The organism is Citrobacter europaeus (assembly GCA_020099315.1).
Taxonomy (GTDB): Bacteria; Pseudomonadota; Gammaproteobacteria; order Enterobacterales; family Enterobacteriaceae; genus Citrobacter; species Citrobacter europaeus.
Window position 1 is genome coordinate 2,138,816 of sequence record CP083650.1, and the last position, 16,841, is coordinate 2,155,656.

Genomic DNA, 16,841 nt, shown 5'->3' on the forward strand with positions numbered 1-16,841 from the left:
ATTAAATTATCAATCGATTACAGAATAATCGTTCGGTTGCCGTAAACAAACACGCGTTGAGCCAGCACTTGATACAGTGCGCGGCTTAATACATTTTTCTCAACGTCACGACCCGCACGCATCATGTCTTCTGCGGTGTAGGTGTGATCAACGTGAATCACGTCCTGCATAATGATTGGACCTTCATCGAGGTTATCATTCACGTAGTGAGCCGTTGCGCCGATGATCTTCACACCGCGCTCATAAGCCTGATGGTAAGGACGAGCACCAATAAACGCCGGCAGGAATGAATGGTGGATATTGATAATCTTATTCGGGAAGCGTGAAACAAACGTTGGCGTCAAAACGCGCATGTATTTTGCCAGCACGACATAGTCTGGTTGGTGCGCGTCGATAGCGTCGGCCATTTTCTGGTCGTGTTCGTCACGCGTTAAACCTTCGTGGCTGACCAGCTCAAACGGAATATCAAACCGTTCAACCAAAGGGCGCAGCGTTTCGTGGTTGCCGATAACTGCCGCGATTTCAACATCCAGACCGCCATAATTGGCCTTCATTAACAGGTCGCCCAGACAATGTGCTTCCTTGGTGACCAAAATGACGATACGGCGGCGTCCTGCTGGCGTTAATTCACGAATGGAGCCATCGGGTAGGGCACTATCCAGATCGGCAAGCAGCGTGACGTCGTTAAAAATACCCTCCAGTTCGGTACGCATAAAAAAGCGCCCGGTACGGTGGTCCACGAACTCATTGTTTTGCACGATGTTCAGTTCATGCTTGTAACAGATATTCGTAATGCGTGCGATCAGACCTTTTTGGTCGGGGCAAATAGTACGCAGCACTTTTCGTTGTAATGAATGCATTTGCAGCGGTGATCCTGTTGAGAATGTTTGCAAAATTGATACTGTCGGGCGTTGATTAGCCGCAGCACTTTTTAAATTTTTTACCGGAGCCACAAGGGCAGGTATCGTTTCGTCCAATTTGAGGGCGTGTACCGTCTATATAGTACCACTGACCGTTTTCTTTTAAAAAACGAGAGCGCTCGATAATTGCGCCTGTTTTACCTTGTTCAGAAAACCGTGCAACAAAGCTGACATAGCCGACATTATCTGTGTCTGCCGTGTCTTGTTCAAAAACGTTCAGCCCGAGCCATTCGGTGTGGGCAAATCCTGCGATAATGTCGTCGCGAAACGCGGCGGCATGACAGTCCGGATGCCAGGTTCTGATAAGGTAATCTGCGTCTTTCATCACAAAAGCGCAGTAACGAGAACGCATGAGATGTGACGGCGTAGGTGCTACTTGCGCGCCGGACACATAACGGTAGCAACATAGGCTATACTCGACAGCGCTACCACAGGGACAAAGCTGAGACACAAAGTACTCCCTGGAATAAAAAAACGGCGTAAAAACGCCAGAGTGGCACTATGTTAACTGAGCGGTAGCGATGTTGCTACGTCTGCAAGCCAGGGGAAGTTTGTACGTACAATGAGAAAAATAAAAATTGGGCTGGCGCTAGGTTCCGGCGCGGCGCGAGGTTGGTCGCATATTGGCGTTATTAAAGCCCTAAAGCATATGGGCATTGATGTTGATATCGTGGCAGGGTGCTCCATTGGTTCGCTGGTTGGTGCAGCCTACGCATGCAATAAGTTACCTGCTCTAGAACAGTGGGTTTGTTCTTTCAGCTATTGGGACGTTTTACGTCTGATGGACCTCTCGTGGCGCAGGGGCGGTTTACTGCGTGGTGAACGGGTTTTTAATCAGTACCGTAATGTCATGCCGGTAGAAGCGATTGAGCAATGCACCCGACGTTTCGCCACAGTGGCAACTAATCTGAGTACGGGTCGGGAGCTATGGTTCACCGAAGGTGATTTGCACCTGGCTGTCCGGGCCTCATGCAGTATTCCTGGTTTGATGTCTCCCGTGGCGCATAATGGTTACTGGCTGGTCGATGGCGCGGTGGTGAATCCCGTTCCTGTGTCTCTAACCCGTGCGCTGGGCGCCGACATCGTTATTGCCGTTGATCTGCAACACGATGCGCATCTCATGCAGCAAGATTTACTCTCCTTCAACGTCAGCAGTGATACCGAAACGGGTGAGGATGCTGACGAACTCTCATGGCGTGCCCGCCTGAAAGAGCGCTTGAGCAATATAACGGCCAGGCGTACGGTGACCGCGCCGACGGCGATGGAGATCATGACGACGTCTATTCAGGTTCTGGAAAACCGTCTGAAACGTAACCGTATGGCCGGTGACCCGCCAGATATCCTGATTCAGCCGTTCTGTCCGCAAATATCCACGCTGGATTTTCACCGTGCCAGCGCAGCAATTGCTGCCGGACAACTGGCGGTCGAGAAGAAAATGGATGAGCTTCTACCCCTGGTGAAAACCAACGTCTAACGCATTTTTTTATCAACACTTAAGCAAATTCTGACAGGCGTGAGTAGCAATAGCATGCCACTATTTACTAAAGCCAGTCAGGGGGGAGAATATGACGCAGCCATTGGTCGGAAAACAGATTCTTATCGTTGAGGATGAGCCGGTATTTCGCTCACTCATGGACTCATGGTTTTCCTCTTTGGGAGCGACAACGGCGGTAGCTGGCGACGGACTTGAAGCACTGGATTTACTCGGGCATTTTAAACCCGACCTGATGATCTGCGACCTGGCTATGCCACGCATGAATGGTCTCAAGCTGGTGGAGTATCTGCGTAATCGTGGCGATCAGACCCCAATCCTGGTGATATCAGCGACGGAAAATATGTCTGACATAGCCAAAGCGCTACGATTGGGTGTCGATGATGTTCTGTTAAAGCCGGTGAAAGATCTTAATCGCCTGCGAGAAACGGTCTTTGCCTGCCTGTATCCCAATATGTTTAATTCACGCGTGGAAGAAGAAGAGCGGCTATTTCGCGACTGGGATGCGATGGTTGGTGATCCTGCTGCTGCAGCGAAGCTGTTGCAAGAATTACAGCCTCCGGTGTCGCAAGTGATTTCGCAATGTCGGATCAACTATCGCCAGCTGGTGGCCGCCGATCAGCCGGGGCTGGTACTGGATATTGCGCCGCTATCGGACCATGACCTTGCGTTTTATTGTCTGGATGTGACGCGGGCAGGGGATAATGGCGTTCTGGCGGCATTATTACTGCGTGCGCTATTTAACGGTTTGCTGCAGGAACAACTGGCGCATCAAAATCAACGATTGCCAGAGCTGGGTGCGTTATTGAAACAGGTAAACCATTTATTGCGTCAGGCTAATTTGCCCGGACAATTTCCTCTGCTGGTTGGCTATTACCACAGCGGATTAAAAAACCTGATTTTGGTATCAGCGGGGCTGAATGCGACATTAAATACAGGTTCCCACAATGTACAAATCAGCAATGGCGTTCCGTTGGGAACCTTAGGGAATGCATATCTTAATCAACTGAGCCAACGTTGCGAGTCCTGGCAGTGCCAAATTTGGGGGGCAGGTGGTCGCCTGCGCCTGATGTTGTCTGCGGAATGAACAACCGATAGGAGTGGGAATGAAATTGGCTCACCCCCCTCATGTTGTGAGTGCTACTATCAGCGCCAGATTTATTCGTATTTATCTTAATTATACCGATGCGCGTCCTTTTCAGACCAGAAGCTTGTCGCGGTACTGATATACTTGGATGCGATACAGATTGATGAACACGTTCAATACATGAACAGTCCAGGAGAGTTTTAAATGGCTGCCCTTAATTCAAAAGTCAAAAAGGCCGTTATCCCGGTTGCGGGATTAGGAACCAGGATGTTACCGGCTACGAAAGCAATCCCGAAAGAGATGCTACCGTTGGTTGATAAGCCATTAATTCAGTACGTCGTAAACGAATGTATTGCTGCGGGCATCACTGAAATTGTACTTGTAACTCACTCGTCTAAAAATTCTATTGAAAACCACTTCGATACCAGCTTTGAACTTGAAGCTATGCTGGAGAAACGTGTAAAACGCCAGCTTCTGGAAGAAGTGCAATCTATTTGTCCGCCGCATGTCACTATTATGCAGGTGCGTCAGGGGCTGGCCAAAGGTCTGGGCCACGCGGTATTGTGCGCGCACCCGGTTGTTGGTGATGAGCCGGTTGCCGTTATCCTGCCGGACGTGATTCTCGACGAATACGAATCTGATTTATCACGCGACAACCTTGCCGAAATGATTCATCGTTTTGATGAAACAGGCAGCAGCCAGATTATGGTTGAGCCGGTAGAAGATGTTACCGCTTATGGTGTTGTTGATTGTAAAGGCGTTGAATTAGCGCCAGGCGAAAGCGTACCGATGGTTGGCGTTGTTGAAAAACCGAAAGCGAATGTTGCGCCATCTAATCTGGCCGTGGTGGGACGCTACGTCCTTAGTGCGGATATCTGGCCTCTGCTGGCAAAAACGCCTCCAGGAGCGGGTGACGAAATTCAGCTGACCGATGCTATCGATATGCTGATTGAAAAAGAAACGGTTGAAGCTTATCACATGAAGGGCAAAAGCCATGACTGTGGTAATAAGCTGGGCTATATGCAGGCGTTCGTTGAATATGGTATTCGCCATAATACTCTCGGCGCTGAATTTAAAGCCTGGCTGGAAGATGAGATGGGTATTAAGAAGTAACCTCCTGGTATTATCAGGTCTGAACGGTGCTGCTAATCCAGCACCGTTTTTTTATACCTAATCCGGGTAGGGACTGTGTGAAGTACAGGTAAAAAAAATCCCGCCAGTGGCGGGATTTTAAGCAAACTATTTCTGAATTATTCCTTGATCAGGAAATCGTCCAGTTGTTTACCTTGTTCTTCCATCGCTTTTTTGATCACAGCCGGTGTACGACCCTGGCCAGTCCAGGTTTTAGTTTCACCGTTTTCGTCAACGTAGCTATATTTAGCCGGACGCGCAGCGCGTTTAGCTTTGGTGCCAGATTTAACAGCAGCCATGCTATTCAGCAGTTCGTTCGGATCAATGCCGTCAGCGATCAGCATTTCACGATATTGTTGCAGTTTACGAGTACGTTCTTCAACTTCAGCAGCTGCAGCGCTTTCTTCTTCACGGCGCTCGCTAACAACAACTTCTAATTTTTCCAGCATTTCTTCAAGCGTTTCCAGAGTACATTCTCTTGCCTGCGCACGAAGAGTACGGATGTTGTTCAGAATTTTAAGTGCTTCGCTCATTGTAGTAATCTCAAACTTATATTGGGGGTGGTTTGTTGAGCTAATAATAGAGCGATAAATTCAGTTGTGCAATAGCCAGGAATGTAAGGAATTCAAAATTGCGCTTTATTTAGTATCAGAATTAATTCATCTGTCTTAAATTCACCACGATGTTGGGCATAAAAAAGGCTTATTGGTGAGGGGGCTTCTCCGCGGCTGAGAGTAAAAATTCAAGATTCAGGTCACATTTTATGGTGTACAAATAGTATCTCTTTGCAGTGATTTCAACCTTTTGTATTAGTTTTGCTTACATGAATTCACTAATACATGGTGACAGTGGGTAGATTCAATAACAATAAGGAAAGGGTTTCTTTATTGCCGCAAGAAGATAAGTGGCATGGATAAATTTCATGAGCACTATTTGTGAAAGAGTGTGTATATACCCGTCCAGTTTCAGGCTGCCTGAGCTATGTCTGAGTGTACTCACGCTCCCTTGTAGCTTAAAGGGCCGGTTATTTAGGCATCACTGAACGAGTATGCACGTGCATTTATACGCCTTTGCGGACAACGCTACACCGACACTTTCGTGAAATATGCTACAATCCCGCCCATATTTATTTCCCCGGGTGAGGGCCTACGCTCAATGGCACAGCTATATTTTTACTATTCTGCAATGAATGCCGGTAAGTCGACTGCATTGCTGCAATCTTCGTACAATTATCAGGAACGTGGGATGCGTGCCGTTGTATATACAGCGGAAATTGATGACCGCTTTGGCGCTGGAAAAGTAAGTTCACGTATAGGTCTGTCGTCACCTGCAAAATTGTTTAACCAAAATTCATCATTGTTCGAAGAGATTCGCGCTGAGAATGAACAGCAAAGAATTCACTGCGTACTGGTGGATGAGTCGCAGTTTCTGACTCGACAGCAGGTTTATGAATTATCTGAAGTGGTCGATCGGCTGGATATTCCCGTGCTGTGCTATGGGTTGCGCACAGATTTCCGCGGTGAGTTATTTGGCGGTAGCGAATACCTGCTGGCATGGTCAGATAAACTGGTTGAATTAAAAACCATTTGTTTCTGTGGGCGTAAGGCCAGCATGGTGTTACGACTTGATCAGTCTGGAAGACCTTATAATGAGGGCGAGCAGGTGGTGATCGGTGGGAATGAACGCTATGTATCGGTATGTCGTAAGCATTATAAACAGGCACAGTCTGAGGGCTCTCTGACGGCGATACAAGAACGGCATTGCCACGACTAACTCTACGCGCTTCTGGGCGCTTATTAGCACGGGGTAGGCTTACGACCATTCGCTAATGTTCGCTACCCTGTCAGGCTCTCTCCTGACGATATTCTCATATCCTCCTGGTCACACTTCTCTACACGCTGCTGAATGGGTCATACGCCGATTTTAAAAAAGCAAGACGTAAAAAAAAACGGTCCCATCAGGGACCGTTTATGGTGAAACTAAAACTTATCTGGACGAATTAAGCGGATTTCTTCGCTTTCTTCTCAGCTTTCGGTGCTGCTACTGCTTCAGTCTTAGCGGCGGCCTGGCCTTCGCTGTATTCGCGACCGTAGTAGGTATCAAGCAGGATCTGTTTCAGTTCAGCAATCAGCGGATAACGTGGGTTAGCACCAGTACACTGGTCATCAAACGCATCTTCAGACAGTTTGTCCACGTGTGCCAGGAAGTCAGCTTCCTGAACGCCAGCTTCACGGATAGACTTAGGAATACCCAGTTCAGCTTTGATTTCTTCCAGCCAGGCCAGCAGTTTCTGGATTTTTGCAGCAGTACGGTCACCCGGTGCGCTCAGACCCAGATGGTCTGCGATTTCAGCGTAGCGACGACGAGCCTGCGGACGGTCGTACTGGCTGAATGCAGTCTGTTTAGTCGGGTTGTCGTTGGCGTTATAACGAATAACGTTGCTGATCAGCAGGGCGTTCGCCAGACCGTGAGGAATGTGGAACTGAGAACCCAGCTTGTGCGCCATTGAGTGACATACACCCAGGAAGGCGTTAGCAAACGCGATACCGGCGATGGTTGCTGCACTGTGTACACGCTCACGCGCTACCGGGTTTTTAGAACCTTCATGGTAAGACGCTGGCAGGTTTTCTTTCAGCAGTTTCAGCGCTTGCAGAGCCTGACCGTCAGAGAACTCAGAAGCCAGTACGGAAACGTAAGCTTCCAGAGCGTGAGTTACTGCATCCAGACCACCGAACGCACACAGTGACTTCGGCATATCCATAACCAGGTTGGCGTCAACAATCGCCATATCCGGAGTCAGCGCATAGTCAGCCAGCGGATATTTCTGACCCGTTGCATCGTCAGTAACGACCGCAAACGGAGTTACTTCAGAGCCGGTACCGGAAGTGGTGGTGACGGCAACCATCTTCGCTTTCACGCCCATTTTCGGGAACTTGTAGATACGTTTACGGATGTCCATAAAGCGCAGCGCCAGTTCTTCGAAGTGGGTTTCTGGATGTTCGTACATAACCCACATGATTTTCGCGGCGTCCATCGGGGAACCACCACCCAGCGCGATGATCACGTCTGGTTTGAAGGAGTTAGCCAGCTCAGCACCTTTACGTACAACGCTCAGAGTTGGGTCAGCTTCAACTTCAAAGAACACTTCGGTTTCAACGCCAGCAGCTTTCAGAACAGAAGTGATCTGGTCAGCGTAGCCATTGTTAAACAGGAAGCGGTCGGTCACGATCAGCGCACGTTTGTGACCATCGGTAATCACTTCATCCAGTGCGATTGGCAGAGAGCCACGACGGAAGTAGATAGATTTCGGAAGTTTGTGCCACAACATGTTTTCAGCTCGCTTAGCAACGGTTTTCTTGTTGATCAGGTGCTTAGGACCAACGTTTTCAGAGATGGAGTTACCACCCCAGGAACCACAACCCAGAGTCAGGGAAGGCGCGAGTTTGAAGTTGTACAGGTCACCGATACCACCCTGAGATGCTGGGGTGTTAATCAGGATACGTGCGGTTTTCATCATCTGACCGAAGTAAGCAACACGTTCTGGCTGATTGTCCTGGTCGGTGTACAGGCAAGAGGTATGACCGATACCGCCCATCGCAACCAGTTTTTCAGCTTTAATAACGGCGTCTTCGAAATCTTTCGCACGGTACATTGCCAGCGTTGGAGACAGTTTCTCGTGAGCAAACGGTTCGCTTTCGTCAACAACTTTAACTTCACCAATCAGAATCTTAGTGGTTTCTGGTACGGAGAAGCCTGCCAGTTCAGCAATTTTGTATGCCGGCTGACCAACGATAGCCGCGTTCAGCGCGCCATTCTTCAGGATAACGTCCTGGACTGCTTTCAGCTCTTTGCCTTGCAGCATGTAGCCGCCGTGAGTCGCGAAACGCTCACGCACTGCGTCGTAGACGGAGTCAACAACGACAACAGACTGTTCAGAAGCACAAATTACGCCGTTATCGAAGGTTTTAGACATCAGAACAGATGCAACAGCACGTTTGATATCAGCGGTTTCGTCGATAACAACCGGGGTGTTACCTGCGCCTACGCCGATTGCCGGTTTACCAGAGCTGTATGCTGCTTTAACCATGCCTGGGCCACCTGTCGCAAGGATCAGATTGATGTCCGGGTGGTGCATCAGCGCGTTAGACAGTTCTACGGAAGGTTGATCGATCCAGCCGATCAGATCTTTCGGGGCGCCAGCAGCGATGGCTGCCTGCAGAACGATGTCAGCTGCTTTGTTGGTTGCATCTTTAGCACGTGGGTGCGGAGAGAAGATGATGGCGTTACGCGTCTTCAGGCTGATCAGAGATTTGAAGATTGCAGTAGAAGTCGGGTTGGTGGTTGGAACGATACCGCAAATGATACCGATCGGTTCAGCAATGGTAATGGTACCGAAAGTGTCGTCTTCAGACAGCACGCCACAGGTTTTTTCGTCTTTATATGCGTTATAAATGTATTCGGAAGCGAAGTGGTTTTTAATCACTTTATCTTCGACGATGCCCATGCCAGATTCGGCAACGGCCATTTTCGCGAGAGGGATTCGAGCGTCTGCGGCGGCCAGAGCGGCGGCACGGAAGATTTTGTCAACCTGTTCTTGAGTGAAACTGGCATATTCACGCTGGGCTTTTTTTACGCGCTCTACAAGTGCGTTAAGTTCAGCGACATTAGTAACAGCCATAATGCTCTCCTGATAATGTTAAACTTTTTTAGTAAATCATCTGCTCGATACGAGAGTATAGACAGACCGACGAAAATTTGTGTAACGTTTTGAAAATCAAACGGTTAATTAACGTCCACTTTACCTTGATTTACTAAAAGAGCTTATGCACTAGCGCCAGTTAACTCTAACGCGTTATCTCCAAGTGGCGTAAGCAAGATTACTCACTTCTGAGTAGTAATTGCGTGATCTGGATCAAGATTTAGCAAAGCTGACACCTTTCAGCAGGCCCTTTTAGCGTTTATCGGTAAGTGTTAACAAATTGATGGGGTGAATGCTAATAACATTAGCATATTCAATACATATTAATAACACTAACTATTGGTAGCGTATTTACGTAGATATACGCAGATAGGAGGTGAAGTATGCTGACAAAAGGCGTATCTTCAGCGCGGATTTTATCAATTTTTATGACTCATTTTATCCGGCTAACGCTTCGGAGCTAACCGTGACCCAAACGCTATTTGATTTTCCTGTCTATTTTAAATTTTTCATTGGGTTATTTGCATTGGTCAACCCGGTAGGGATCATCCCTGTCTTTATCAGTATGACCAGCTATCAAACGGCTGCTGCGCGAAACAAAACCAACCTCACTGCAAACCTGTCAGTTGCTATCATCCTGTGGACTTCACTGTTCCTTGGCGACGGTATTTTGCAACTCTTCGGTATCTCGATCGATTCGTTCAGGATTGCCGGCGGCATTCTGGTAGTGACTATCGCGATGTCGATGATTAGCGGAAAACTTGGCGAAGATAAGCAAAACAAACAGGAAAAATCAGAAACAGCAATTCGTGAAAGTATTGGTGTAGTGCCACTGGCGTTGCCGCTGATGGCGGGACCTGGGGCGATAAGCTCAACTATCGTTTGGGGTACGCGCTATCACAGTGCAATTAACCTGTTTGGCTTTTTCGTCGCGATTGCGTTGTTTGCCCTGTGCTGTTGGGGACTGTTTCGCATGGCGCCATGGCTGGTACGACTGTTAGGCCAGACCGGCATCAACGTCATTACGCGTATTATGGGGTTGTTGTTGATGGCTCTGGGGATCGAATTCATCGTGACTGGAATCAAGTCCATTTTCCCCGGTTTGCTTGCCTGATATCCCTCTGCGGGATAAACGGAGCCGCTTGCGGCTCCGTTTCTTTTCATTATTAGTAAAACTTCTCACTAAAGTTGAAAATCAGCATAGTAATAATAAAAAATGCTGATGGTTATTCATTTGTTTATTCATTGATTTTATGAATGTAACACTCATCCGTCCGCCAGAGAGAGTCTGATATCGCTGTTATTTAATTAACATCATACTCTGGGGCTTGCTGAAGGATTATCGAAATGTTATTAGTTATTTCAGCGTTTTTTTCAGTTGAATGTGCTAATTAATAACCAATTGTTAAATTTATGTGCATTTTGGCATGATGTTGACTCCGGACAGGGTAGTTAACACCGTGCTTGATGTAGTGCATTGATTTTTATAGATTTATTATAACAGGCCTTCATTCGTAAGACTTTCTTAGTGAGATTTATTTCCAATAAAAGAGAATTGGTTAACAAATTTGTAAAATGTATTGGCGGTTAAGAAACGCATTTGATACTTTCCGGCCAGGTATTATGCAGAAGAATTCACGTTGATGAGAATCATTTGCAGTTAGTTTCTCTCAACAGAGTAATAGCGTGTTTCCGGCAGGGGAGGCACGTAGATAATCGACGTAAGGCGGTCATACGAATCGCCAGAATAAATAAAGTCGGTGATAGCAAGCAGTAAAAACAAAAAACGACCTGACGGCAGAAAATCTCCGATGCCGTACAGTGATCCTGACAGGATTAACAGTCTGGTTAAAAAACCAGCCATAATAATGAGGGAGTACAAACACAATGACTAACATCACCAAAAAAAGTTTAGTAGCTGCGGGGATCTTAACTGCGCTAGTCGCTGGAAATGTTGCCACGGCGGCAGTTGTGCCAGCGGGAGTACAGCTTGCTGAAAAGCAGACTCTGGTGCGTAATAATGGTTCGGAAGTTCAGTCGCTCGATCCGCATAAAATCGAAGGTGTACCTGAGTCCAACATTAGCCGCGATCTGTTTGAAGGTTTATTAATCAGTGATGTCGATGGCAAACCATCGCCTGGCGTGGCTGAAAAATGGGAAAATAAAGATTTTAAAGTCTGGACATTCCATCTGCGTAAAGATGCTAAGTGGTCTGACGGCACGCCTGTCACCGCGCAAGATTTCGTGTATAGCTGGCAACGACTGGCTAACCCAAATACCGCGTCACCGTACGCCAGTTATTTGCAGTACGGTCACATCGTCAATATTGATGATATTATCGCCGGCAAAAAGCCGGTCACCGATCTCGGTGTTAAAGCTCTTGATGACCATACCTTTGAAGTCACTCTGAGCGAGCCTGTTCCTTATTTCTACAAACTGCTTGTGCACTCATCTGTTTCACCGGTTCCTAAAGCCGCGGTTGAAAAATACGGTGAGAAATGGACCCAGCCCGCTAATATCGTCACCAATGGCGCATACAAACTGAAAGATTGGGTGGTCAACGAGCGCATTGTACTTGAACGTAATGCCAATTACTGGGACAACGCTAAAACGGTGATTAACCAGGTGACCTACCTGCCAATTGCTTCTGAAGTGACTGACGTTAACCGCTATCGCAGCGGCGAAATCGACATGACCTATAACAACATGCCGATCGAGTTATTCCAGAAACTGAAAAAAGAAATCCCGAACGAAGTTCACGTTGACCCGTATCTGTGCACCTATTATTACGAAATCAACAACCAGAAAGCGCCGTTCAACGATGTTCGTGTCCGTACTGCCCTGAAACTGGCGATGGATCGTGACATTATCGTCAACAAAGTGAAAAATCAGGGCGACCTGCCTGCGTATAGCTTTACCCCTCCTTACACCGATGGCGCGAAACTGGTTGAGCCAGAGTGGTTCAAATGGTCACAGGAAAAACGCAACGAAGAAGCGAAAAAACTGCTGGCTGAAGCCGGTTATACCGCTGAAAAACCGTTGACCTTTGACCTGCTGTATAATACCTCAGACCTGCACAAGAAGCTGGCTATCGCCGCGGCATCTATCTGGAAGAAAAATCTGGGCGCCAACGTGAAGCTGGAAAATCAGGAGTGGAAAACATTCCTCGATACGCGCCATCAGGGTAACTATGATGTTTCGCGTGCTGGCTGGTGTGCGGATTACAACGAACCAACCTCCTTCCTGAACATGGTGCTTTCCGACAGCTCTAACAACACCGTCCATTATAAGAGCCCGGCGTTTGATAAGCTGATTGCGGATACGCTGAAAGTGACCGACGAAGCACAGCGTAGCGAACTGTATTCAAAAGCAGAGCAGCAGTTGGATAAAGATTCTGCGATTGTACCGGTTTATTACTATGTGAACGCCCGCCTGGTGAAACCATGGGTTGGCGGATACTCCGGTAAAGACCCGATGGATAATATCCACGTTAAAGACTTGTATATTATCAAGCATTAATGGCAAGACGTGGGGCGATCAAGGTTGCCCCACAGTGTCTTTTTCTTCGAACTATAAATACCGCTTTACCTGAACGTCGGGGCAAAAGGGGTATAAAGGCACACGCCAGAAGGTACGGGCAATGTTAAAATTCATATTACGTCGCTGTCTGGAAGCGATTCCGACGCTATTTATTCTTATTACAATTTCATTCTTTATGATGCGCCTTGCGCCGGGAAGCCCATTTACCGGAGAACGCGCGTTACCGCCAGAGGTACTGGCAAATATTGAAGCGAAATATCATCTGAATGATCCTATCTCGACGCAGTACTTCAGCTATCTGAAGCAGCTGGCACATGGCGATTTTGGGCCATCCTTTAAATATAAAGACTATACGGTAAACGACCTCGTTGCCTCGAGCTTTCCGGTTTCTGCGAAGCTTGGCGCTGCCGCCTTTATTCTGGCCGTCCTCGTGGGCGTTAGCGCCGGGGTGATAGCCGCGCTGAAGCAAAATACGCGCTGGGACTACACGGTGATGGGGGTGGCAATGACCGGGGTCGTTATCCCCAGTTTCGTGGTCGCTCCCTTATTGGTCATGATATTTGCCATAACCTTGAAATGGCTACCCGGCGGGGGCTGGAACGGCGGGGCGCTGAAATTTATGATCCTGCCGATGGTGGCCTTGTCACTGGCCTATATCGCCAGTATCGCCCGTATTACTCGCGGCTCGATGATTGAAGTACTGCACTCTAACTTTATTCGTACCGCACGCGCTAAAGGGCTGCCGATGCGGCGGATTATTTTCCGCCATGCGTTAAAACCTGCGCTGTTGCCCGTGCTGTCCTATATGGGGCCAGCATTTGTCGGCATTATCACCGGTTCGATGGTTATTGAAACCATCTATGGTTTGCCGGGCATTGGCCAACTGTTCGTCAATGGCGCGTTAAACCGCGACTATTCGCTGGTTCTGAGCCTGACCATTCTGGTGGGTACGCTGACCATCGTGTTTAACGCGATTGTCGATGTGCTGTATGCCGTTATCGACCCGAAAATTCGTTACTGATACTGGAGCTCGCTATGATGTTAAGTAAGAAAAACAGCGAAGCGCTGGAGAATTTCAGTGAAAAGCTGGAGGTCGAAGGCCGCAGCCTGTGGCAAGACGCGCGTCGACGCTTTATGCATAACCGCGCGGCGGTAGCAAGCCTGGTGGTGCTGGTGATCATTGCGTTGTTTGTGACGCTGGCGCCGATGCTGTCGCAGTTTACCTACTTCGATACCGACTGGGGCATGATGTCCAGCGCGCCGGATACGGAGTCCGGACACTATTTCGGCACCGACTCGTCGGGTCGTGACCTGCTGGTTCGTGTGGCGATTGGCGGGCGTATCTCGCTGATGGTCGGCATTGCCGCGGCGCTGGTGGCGGTAGTCGTCGGTACGCTGTACGGCTCTCTGTCGGGCTATCTCGGCGGTAAAATCGACTCGGTGATGATGCGTCTGCTGGAAATCCTCAACTCCTTCCCTTTCATGTTCTTTGTGATCCTGCTGGTTACCTTCTTTGGACAAAATATCCTGCTGATTTTTGTTGCTATCGGAATGGTCTCCTGGCTCGATATGGCGCGTATCGTGCGTGGACAAACGCTGAGTCTCAAGCGCAAAGAGTTCATTGAAGCAGCACAAGTGGGTGGAGTGTCTACCGTACGCATCGTTATCCGTCATATTGTGCCGAACGTGCTGGGCGTAGTGGTGGTATACGCTTCATTGCTGGTGCCGAGCATGATTCTGTTTGAATCCTTCCTCAGCTTTTTGGGATTAGGTACGCAAGAACCGTTAAGTAGTTGGGGCGCGCTGCTCAGTGATGGTGCCAACTCGATGGAAGTCTCACCATGGCTGCTGCTGTTCCCGGCAGGTTTCCTGGTGGTCACTTTGTTCTGTTTTAACTTTATTGGCGATGGCCTGCGTGATGCCCTCGACCCGAAAGACCGTTAAGGAGTGCAGCCATGAGCGTAATTGAAACCTCAACCGCGCCGCTCGCGCAACAACAGGCTAACGCACTGCTGAACGTAAAAGATCTGCGCGTGACGTTTGCCACCCCCGATGGCGATGTGACTGCGGTCAACGATTTAAACTTTTCTCTGCGAGCCGGAGAAACGCTGGGGATTGTCGGGGAATCCGGCTCGGGTAAATCGCAAACGGCCTTTGCTCTGATGGGCCTGCTGGCCGAAAATGGCCGTATCGGAGGTTCTGCAACCTTCAATGGGCGTGAAATTCTGAACTTACCGGAACGTGAGCTGAACAAACTGCGCGCTGAGCAAATCTCGATGATTTTCCAGGACCCGATGACCTCCCTCAATCCGTACATGCGGGTTGGCGAGCAGTTGATGGAAGTTCTGATGCTGCATAAAGGCATGAGCAAAGCGGAAGCTTTTGAAGAGTCTGTCAGAATGCTGGATGCGGTGAAAATGCCGGAAGCGCGTAAGCGCATGAAAATGTATCCGCATGAATTCTCCGGCGGCATGCGTCAGCGCGTAATGATCGCCATGGCGCTATTGTGCAGGCCTAAATTACTGATAGCCGATGAGCCGACCACCGCACTCGATGTGACGGTACAGGCGCAAATCATGACGCTGCTGAATGAACTGAAAAGTGAATTCAACACCGCGATTATCATGATCACCCACGACCTGGGGGTTGTTGCTGGTATTTGCGATAAAGTTCTGGTGATGTACGCCGGACGCACTATGGAATACGGTAGCGCGCGGGATGTCTTTTATAAACCCGTTCATCCGTATTCAATTGGTTTACTGAATGCCGTACCTCGTCTGGATGCCGAAGGGGAAGAGATGCTGACTATCCCTGGCAACCCTCCGAACCTGCTGCGCCTGCCAAAAGGCTGTCCATTCCAGCCGCGTTGCCCGCATGCGATGGACATCTGTAGCAGCGCTCCGCCACTGGAGGAATTTAGTCCGGGCCGTCTGCGCGCCTGCTTTAAACCGGTGGAGGAACTGGTATGAATGCGGTCACCGAACAACGAAAAGTGCTCCTGGAGATTGCCGATCTTAAAGTCCATTTCGACATTAAAGATGGCAAACAGTGGTTCTGGCAACCGTCTAAAACCCTGAAGGCGGTTGATGGCGTAACCCTACGGCTGTATGAAGGTGAAACCCTGGGCGTGGTAGGCGAATCAGGCTGCGGAAAATCGACCTTTGCCCGTGCGATCATTGGCCTGGTGAAAGCCACTGATGGAAAGGTCGCCTGGCTGGGTAAAGATTTACTGGGCATGAAACCCGATGAGTGGCGGGAGGTGCGCAGCGATATCCAGATGATTTTCCAGGATCCGCTGGCATCGTTAAACCCGCGTATGACCATTGGTGAAATCATTGCCGAACCGCTGCGGACTTATCATCCGAACCTGCCGGGTCAGGAAGTCCGCGACCGTGTGAAGGCGATGATGATGAAGGTTGGATTACTGCCCAACCTGATTAACCGCTACCCGCATGAGTTTTCTGGTGGTCAGTGTCAGCGTATTGGTATTGCCCGTGCGTTGATTCTCGAACCGAAGCTGATTATTTGCGATGAACCCGTTTCGGCGCTGGACGTATCCATTCAGGCCCAGGTGGTGAACCTGCTGCAACAGCTTCAACGTGAAATGGGATTATCGTTAATCTTTATTGCCCACGACCTGGCGGTGGTTAAACACATCTCCGACCGCGTGCTGGTTATGTATCTCGGCCATGCTGTGGAATTAGGGACCTATGACGAGGTGTACCATAACCCGCTGCATCCATATACCAAAGCGCTGATGTCTGCGGTGCCGATCCCCGATCCGGATCAGGAAAGGAACAAGGTTATCCAGTTGCTGGAAGGCGAATTACCGTCGCCGATAAACCCTCCTTCCGGCTGCGTGTTCCGTACGCGCTGCCCGATTGCCGGACCGGAATGCGCAAAAACGCGTCCGGTTCTCGAAGGAAGTTTCCGACACGCCGTTTCCTGCCTGAAAGTAGACCCGCTATAATC

General features: G+C 49.0%; 14 protein-coding genes. 10 read left to right on the top strand and 4 right to left on the bottom strand.

Annotated features, from left to right (window positions below; all coding sequences use genetic code 11):
* Positions 1-17: 17 nt before the first annotated feature.
* Positions 18-860: a formyltetrahydrofolate deformylase gene (gene purU, locus LA337_10115; protein ID UBI18008.1), complete on the bottom strand. Its 843-nt coding sequence runs from the start codon at positions 858-860 to the stop codon at positions 18-20.
* Positions 861-915: 55 nt separating this feature from the next.
* On the bottom strand, positions 916-1,371 hold the full coding sequence (locus LA337_10120; protein ID UBI18009.1) for a YchJ family protein: 456 nt from the start codon (positions 1,369-1,371) through the stop codon (positions 916-918).
* A gap of 111 nt (positions 1,372-1,482) precedes the next feature.
* Here LA337_10120 and rssA point away from each other — a divergent pair, with 111 nt between their 5' ends.
* From rssA to galU, 3 genes are all read left to right on the top strand, one after another.
* Complete coding sequence (gene rssA, locus LA337_10125) at positions 1,483-2,394, top strand: patatin-like phospholipase RssA (GenBank protein UBI18010.1); 912 nt, start codon at positions 1,483-1,485, stop codon at positions 2,392-2,394.
* A 91-nt stretch (positions 2,395-2,485) separates the two neighbouring features.
* Positions 2,486-3,499, top strand: coding sequence for a two-component system response regulator RssB (gene rssB, locus LA337_10130; GenBank protein UBI18011.1), 1,014 nt, complete (start codon positions 2,486-2,488; stop codon positions 3,497-3,499).
* A gap of 204 nt (positions 3,500-3,703) precedes the next feature.
* Entirely contained in the window at positions 3,704-4,612 is a 909-nt protein-coding gene (gene galU, locus LA337_10135; GenBank protein UBI18012.1) for a UTP--glucose-1-phosphate uridylyltransferase GalU, read from the top strand.
* Between the two features lie 137 nt (positions 4,613-4,749).
* Here galU and hns read toward each other — a convergent pair whose 3' ends face one another.
* The gene (gene hns / locus LA337_10140; protein UBI18013.1) at positions 4,750-5,163 is read right to left on the bottom strand and encodes a DNA-binding transcriptional regulator H-NS; all 414 of its coding nucleotides are present in this window, start codon (positions 5,161-5,163) and stop codon (positions 4,750-4,752) included.
* A 622-nt stretch (positions 5,164-5,785) separates the two neighbouring features.
* On the opposite strand from hns, the gene tdk reads away from it, so the two are divergent.
* Complete coding sequence (tdk, locus tag LA337_10145; GenBank protein UBI18014.1) at positions 5,786-6,403, top strand: thymidine kinase; 618 nt, start codon at positions 5,786-5,788, stop codon at positions 6,401-6,403.
* A gap of 226 nt (positions 6,404-6,629) precedes the next feature.
* Here the strand turns inward: tdk and adhE are convergent, their stop codons facing one another.
* Complete coding sequence (gene adhE / locus LA337_10150; GenBank protein UBI18015.1) at positions 6,630-9,308, bottom strand: bifunctional acetaldehyde-CoA/alcohol dehydrogenase; 2,679 nt, start codon at positions 9,306-9,308, stop codon at positions 6,630-6,632.
* Positions 9,309-9,795: 487 nt separating this feature from the next.
* Between adhE and ychE the strand changes: the two genes are divergently transcribed.
* The 6 genes from ychE (at position 9,796) to oppF (ending at position 16,839) form a co-directional block, all read left to right on the top strand.
* On the top strand, positions 9,796-10,443 hold the full coding sequence (ychE, locus tag LA337_10155; GenBank protein ID UBI18016.1) for an NAAT family transporter YchE: 648 nt from the start codon (positions 9,796-9,798) through the stop codon (positions 10,441-10,443).
* Between the two features lie 773 nt (positions 10,444-11,216).
* Positions 11,217-12,848 carry an oligopeptide ABC transporter substrate-binding protein OppA gene (oppA, locus tag LA337_10160; GenBank protein ID UBI18017.1) on the top strand — a complete coding sequence of 544 codons (1,632 nt, stop codon included), beginning with the start codon at positions 11,217-11,219 and terminating at the stop codon, positions 12,846-12,848.
* A 121-nt stretch (positions 12,849-12,969) separates the two neighbouring features.
* Positions 12,970-13,890, top strand: a complete 921-nt coding sequence (gene oppB, locus LA337_10165; GenBank protein UBI18018.1) for an oligopeptide ABC transporter permease OppB — start codon at positions 12,970-12,972, stop codon at positions 13,888-13,890.
* 14 nt (positions 13,891-13,904) lie between these two features.
* Complete coding sequence (oppC, locus tag LA337_10170; GenBank protein ID UBI18019.1) at positions 13,905-14,813, top strand: oligopeptide ABC transporter permease OppC; 909 nt, start codon at positions 13,905-13,907, stop codon at positions 14,811-14,813.
* 11 nt (positions 14,814-14,824) lie between these two features.
* A complete protein-coding gene (gene oppD, locus LA337_10175) occupies positions 14,825-15,838 on the top strand; it encodes a murein tripeptide/oligopeptide ABC transporter ATP-binding protein OppD (protein UBI18020.1) in 1,014 nt (337 codons plus the stop codon).
* Entirely contained in the window at positions 15,835-16,839 is a 1,005-nt protein-coding gene (gene oppF / locus LA337_10180) for a murein tripeptide/oligopeptide ABC transporter ATP-binding protein OppF (protein UBI18021.1), read from the top strand. Before oppD ends, oppF begins: the two co-directional genes overlap by 4 nt.
* Positions 16,840-16,841: the final 2 nt, after the last annotated feature.

Coding starts and splice junctions, on each gene's coding strand:
- hns (UBI18013.1), bottom strand. CDS start 5,163: ATGAGCGAAGCACTTAAAATTCTGAACAACATCCGTACTCTTCGTGCG.
- galU (UBI18012.1), top strand. CDS start 3,704: ATGGCTGCCCTTAATTCAAAAGTCAAAAAGGCCGTTATCCCGGTTGCG.
- adhE (UBI18015.1), bottom strand. CDS start 9,308: ATGGCTGTTACTAATGTCGCTGAACTTAACGCACTTGTAGAGCGCGTA.
- rssB (UBI18011.1), top strand. CDS start 2,486: ATGACGCAGCCATTGGTCGGAAAACAGATTCTTATCGTTGAGGATGAG.
- tdk (UBI18014.1), top strand. CDS start 5,786: ATGGCACAGCTATATTTTTACTATTCTGCAATGAATGCCGGTAAGTCG.
- rssA (UBI18010.1), top strand. CDS start 1,483: ATGAGAAAAATAAAAATTGGGCTGGCGCTAGGTTCCGGCGCGGCGCGA.
- oppD (UBI18020.1), top strand. CDS start 14,825: ATGAGCGTAATTGAAACCTCAACCGCGCCGCTCGCGCAACAACAGGCT.
- oppA (UBI18017.1), top strand. CDS start 11,217: ATGACTAACATCACCAAAAAAAGTTTAGTAGCTGCGGGGATCTTAACT.
- purU (UBI18008.1), bottom strand. CDS start 860: ATGCATTCATTACAACGAAAAGTGCTGCGTACTATTTGCCCCGACCAA.
- oppC (UBI18019.1), top strand. CDS start 13,905: ATGATGTTAAGTAAGAAAAACAGCGAAGCGCTGGAGAATTTCAGTGAA.
- oppB (UBI18018.1), top strand. CDS start 12,970: ATGTTAAAATTCATATTACGTCGCTGTCTGGAAGCGATTCCGACGCTA.
- oppF (UBI18021.1), top strand. CDS start 15,835: ATGAATGCGGTCACCGAACAACGAAAAGTGCTCCTGGAGATTGCCGAT.